General features: G+C 67.3%; 3 protein-coding genes and 1 pseudogene. All 4 read right to left on the bottom strand.

The window, feature by feature from the left end:
- Nucleotides 1-599, bottom strand: a pseudogene (locus tag ACOJSN_RS17130) (hypothetical protein); the annotation flags it as partial.
- Nucleotides 596-2,212: an extracellular solute-binding protein gene (locus tag ACOJSN_RS17125; RefSeq protein WP_420113700.1), complete on the bottom strand. Its 1,617-nt coding sequence runs from the start codon at nucleotides 2,210-2,212 to the stop codon at nucleotides 596-598. The gene ACOJSN_RS17125 and the pseudogene ACOJSN_RS17130, both read right to left, overlap by 4 nt.
- A gap of 36 nt (nucleotides 2,213-2,248) precedes the next feature.
- Entirely contained in the window at nucleotides 2,249-3,118 is an 870-nt protein-coding gene (locus ACOJSN_RS17120; protein WP_420113699.1) for a carbohydrate ABC transporter permease, read from the bottom strand.
- Nucleotides 3,119-3,150: 32 nt separating this feature from the next.
- Nucleotides 3,151-4,143: an ABC transporter permease subunit gene (locus ACOJSN_RS17115; protein WP_420113698.1), complete on the bottom strand. Its 993-nt coding sequence runs from the start codon at nucleotides 4,141-4,143 to the stop codon at nucleotides 3,151-3,153.
- Between the last annotated feature and the right edge of the window lie 682 nt (nucleotides 4,144-4,825).

Here is a 4,825-nt window from a genome sequence, read left to right as displayed (position 1 = left end):
TCGTCCACGAAGATCTCCGCGGGTGCGGGGTTGGTGCCGCGACCGTAGCCGTAGTCGCGGTACCCGCCGACATCGGAGACACCAATCTCCGCCAGGTCGACCTGGACGACGTCGCCGCGGCTGCTCTCTGGCAACCTAGCCAAGATCGCGGGATCGGTGACGGGTTGGGCGGCGGGACCGGTCGCAGTGATGCCGCCGGAGAGTCGCGCGTCGGCCCCCGGCGCCGCGGTGATGGTGATCGGCGCGAGAGCGGTGCCGGAGTCCTCAGCAAGGAACCGGACCGTGTCCTGAAGCCTGTGCACGCCACCGGTGAGCAGGACGGTTGCTCCACCGGACGGGATGCCCACACCCGCGCGGAGGTCGCGCAGCCGGTCGCGGGCGCCGTCCAGCGTAGCGAGCGGCGCGATCTCGGTGCCCGCCGCGTCGTCGTCACCGTCCGGACTCACCCAGAGCTGCATCAGGTCCTCCCCTGTGGTCGCCGTCGCCGGGGCGGTCAGAACCGCTCCGGCGAGTGCCGTGATCAGAGCGGTCGCCAGGACGCGGGATCGGATCGCCGGGCGCCGCGCAACATCGGTCTCGGCACCCCCTGCTCGCCTCACGCCATCTCCTCCTGCGCGGCGGTCTCATACTCCGAGCGGATGGCGTCGCCACCCTCACTACGCCAGGAGGCCACCGCGTCGGCCCACGTCGAGACGGGCGCGCGGCCGGCGAGGATGTCGGTGCGCGCATCGGAGAGCAGCGTCTCCAGTTGCGCCCCGCGAGCCGACTCGGTGTCGGAGTAGAGCCCGGCGTTACCCTCGGGTCCCATCATCTCGATCGCGACCTCCTGGTAGTCGAAGCGTGCGCGGACGACCTCCTCGTCGTTGGGCTGGTAAATGGGACCGAGGCAGTCGGTGAGGTAGGCGAAGGGCACGAGCCGCAGGTCGGTGCCGCGTTCGTTCGAGACCGGGTCCGTGCCCTCCAGGTCGTAGGTCTGCCCCTCGATGCCGAACTTGCGCGTCAGGTAGTCCGTCGTGCCGTAAGGCGCCGCCAGCCAGTCCGCAATCCGCAGCAGCTCCTCGATCCGCTCCGCCGGTGCCGCGCGCAACGCCGTGAAGCCGCCGGAGAGCGACCGCCCGTGGCTCGGCTCGATCGATGCCTCGTAGCCGAATGGGAGCATGCCGTCGACCGCGAACCCGTCGATGTCCTTGCCCCAATTCACGAAGCTGTGCCAGCCGCCCCAGCCGGCGATGATCGTGGGCACCGAGCCGTTGGTGAACCACTCGTTGCGTTGTGTGTTCTGCGAGGAGATCGAGTCGGGGTGGAACAACCCCTCGTCGACCAGCTCCCGTGTCGACACGAGGGCCTGCTCGTACTCTTCGGTCTCCATCCAGTAGGTGAAGGCACCGCCGTCGTTCGCCCACCCGTTGTCCAGTCCGAGCGTGGCGGCAACGTACGCCGGGAAGTCCAGGAGAGACGCCGAGCCGTAGGCGTTCGTCTGCGGGTCGGTGACCTCGCGCAGGATCTCGGTGAACTCGCCGAAGTCCGCGGGAGCAGTGGGAAGCCCCCGCTCGTCGAGGATGTCGCGCCGCACAAAGAAGGCCGGACCGATGGGCGCGCGAGGGATCGGCAGACCCCAGATACGTCCCTGCACCATCGTCTTGCGCCACGCCGAGGTCGGGATGTTCGCCAGGCTCGGGTACTCGAGGATGGCGTCACCGGACAGGAACTCGCTGAGGTCGGCGAACGTGCTCTCGAGCATCGCCGGAAGCTGCTGGACCGGCGGGTTGATGGCGACCATGTCGGGGATGTCGCCGCCGGCGATCGTGGTCGCGAACCGGCTCGCGTAGTCGGCCTGCGGCGTGTAGATGATGTCGATCTGCGCACCGATCGAGTCGTTGATGTTCTGCCACATCTCGTTCTCGCTCAGCGCCGGCACGACCGGGCTGAAGGAGTAGGTGAGCGCCGTCATCGAGACCCCGGAGACGACCGGATCCGCGTACATCGTGGCCGGGGTCGCGGGGTAGGCGAAGAAGCCGGGCAGCGAGTCCTCGTGAGCGCCCACGAGGTCCGGCGTCGCGACATCGGCGGCCTGGAACGTGGGGAGCTGCGCTGCCTCGGTGGAGGTTCCGACACCATCGGCGTCGCCCGTCCGGCAGCCGGCGAGCGCACCCGTCAGCGCCACCGCCAAGCCCGAGTAGCCGGTCGTCCGGAGAAATGCTCTGCGGTCCATGGTTTTCCTTTCGAGAGAACAGCACCCGAGGCGACGTCAGCCTTTGACGGCGCCTATGAGCAGGCCCTTGGTGAAGTGCTTCTGGATAAAGGGATAGACGACGAGGATGGGAATGATCGCGAGGACGAGGATCGCCATCTGAACGGACAGCTGCGGCGGCACGACCTCACCCGCGAGGTCGAGGTCGTCGGCGGCGAGCGGCGTCTGGTTGACGACGAACGTCCTGACGATGAGCTGCAGAGGCCACTTCTCGGTCGAGTTGATGTAGAGCAACGCCGTGAAGAACGCGTTCCAGTACATGACGGCGTAGAAGAGCCCGATGACGGCGATGACCGCCTTGGACAGCGGCAGCACGATGGAACGAAGCGTCCTGGCCTCGGAGGCGCCGTCGATGCGGGCGCTCTCCAATAGCTCCTGCGGGATCTCCAGGAAGAACGCGCGCATGACGACGACGTTGAAACCGCTGACGAGCACTGGCAGCACCAGCGCCGCAAAGGAGTCGATCAGGCCCAGCTGCCGGACGACCATGTAGGTCGGGATGATGCCCGGATTGAAGAAGAGGGTGAACAGCGTGCCGAGCAGGAGCGGCTTGTGGAACAGGGAGCCGGGGCGGGAGAGCGCATAGGCCAGGCCGACCGTGACCGCGACACTGGCGAGTGTCCCGACGCCGGTCACGCCGATGCTGACGAGCATCGCGCGCGTGACCACGCCGCCGGAGAGGACGGCGCGGAAGGCCGTCAGGCTCGGCTCCTCCGGCCAGAGCACGAACCCACCGGCGCTCGTCAGCTGAGCGGGCGACGCCACGCTGGTCGAGACGACGGCGAGGAACGGGACGAGGACGGCGGCACAGCACAGGATCAGCACCACCGCACGCGCGATGGTCGCGAAAACGGAGGGCTTGCCCATCCATAGGGGCCTGCCGGTGCGGACCTGAGCACTCACTTCGAATACACCCCCCGCTCGCCGAGCAGGTGCGCGCCGCGGTTCGCCAGCAGTACCAGCACCACGCTGACCAGCCCTGTTGAGAGACCCACCGCAGCGGACACGCCCCAGTTCCCGCCGACGATGCCGTTGTTGTAGACGTAGGTGTCCAGCACCTCGGTGGCCGCTCGCCCGAACGTCTGCTGCTGCAGGATGATTTGCTCGAAGCCGACGGTGAGCGAGTCGCCGAGGCGCAGGATCAGCAGCAGCACGATGACACCCCGGATCGCGGGAAGGGTGATGTGCCAGAGCCGGCGCACCGCGTTCGCCCCGTCGATCGCGGCCGCTTCGTAGAGGTTGAGGTCGACGCGCGAGAGCGCCGCCAGGAACAGGATCGTCGACCACCCGGTGTCCTTCCAGATGACCTGGGCGGTGACGACCAGCTTGAACAGCTCGGGGACGCCCAGGATCTCCACGGTCGACATGTCGAGCGTGCGCAGCCAGGTGTTGAGCATCCCGACGTTGCCGAACATCTGCTGGAACAGCGCGACCACGATCACCCAGGACAGGAAGTGCGGCATGTACAGGATCGACTGGACGACGCGCTTGACGTTCTCCGAGAGCAGGGAGTTGAGCAGCAGCGCCAGCGCGATCGGGAGCGGGAAGACGAAGACCACCTGGATGAGCGTGATCAGCAGTGTGTTGACGAGGGCGTTGACGAACGCAGGGTCGCCCGAGAAGAGCACCTCGAAGTTGTCGAACCCGACGAACGGACTGTTCCCGATCCCCAGGAACGGCTGGTAGTCCTGGAAGGCGATGATGTTGCCGAGTAGCGGGATGTAGTGGAACACCGCGATCGCCACGACCCCCGGCAGCCCGAGCAGCAGCAGCAGGCGATCCCGCCGCCACCGTGCGCCGAACGATGCACGCCTCCCGTGGGGCGGCGCGACGCCGGTCGTGCGAGATCGGGTCTGCGCCTGACGTCTAGGAGGCGTCCGGGTTGCGGTCATCCGACGTCGCTCCACGAGCGACCGACAGGTCGGCAGATCTCGATCTGCGTCGATTCCAGCCTTGGGAACGCGTCCAAGCCAACCTCTCTCATCGTCGAGGACCACACCGGCGTATTAAACGATAAATGAAGGCGACCGTCGACGTCAAGCCGGGTCGCAACGGGCGGCCCGATCGAGACTTCGTGCTCCAGCTCGCGACGGAAGGCTGCTACCAGGCCGTCTGGGGGTCGCGCCGTCGTTGTCGAACTCGACTACGTCCTAGCGCGCCTGGACGAACGCTCCGACCGCCGCGCGCCCGACGAGAGCAGCGCGTACCGCGCAAGACTTCTCAAGCGGATGGAGGCGGCCTTTCCGGGGTCATGCATCGAGGCGGTGACCAAAGGCGAGAGCTCTGACTCCGGGCTAGCCGATCCGGACGACAACCACCTGGTGCACGCCGCGATCCTGGGCAAGGCCAACGCCATTATGACCAAATGACATGCGCGCAGACTTGGCGGAGTCCCAGTCGGTGCGCGACGCAGAGATCGAGGTGCTGGGCGCCGTCAAGTTCACGGCCAACACGTGCGCTCAACACCCGCGCGGAGCGAGATCCGCCGCGGGGCGCGTGGCTGACCGTCTCTTGCGTCGACATCCACCACAGGCGCCTGATCACTGTCGAACAGTCAGCCAGGTCGACCTGCCC

The organism is Pseudactinotalea sp. (assembly GCF_048594945.1).
GTDB lineage: Bacteria > Actinomycetota > Actinomycetes > Actinomycetales > Beutenbergiaceae > Pseudactinotalea.
The sequence above is the reverse complement of the archived record's forward strand: the minus strand, read 5'-3'. Positions and strand labels throughout refer to the sequence as shown.

Excerpts from the sequence above, each read along its gene's own strand:
- ACOJSN_RS17120 (WP_420113699.1), bottom strand. The coding sequence starts at position 3,118 with ATGGGCAAGCCCTCCGTTTTCGCGACCATCGCGCGTGCGGTGGTGCTG.
- ACOJSN_RS17115 (WP_420113698.1), bottom strand. The coding sequence starts at position 4,143 with ATGACCGCAACCCGGACGCCTCCTAGACGTCAGGCGCAGACCCGATCT.
- ACOJSN_RS17125 (WP_420113700.1), bottom strand. The coding sequence starts at position 2,212 with ATGGACCGCAGAGCATTTCTCCGGACGACCGGCTACTCGGGCTTGGCG.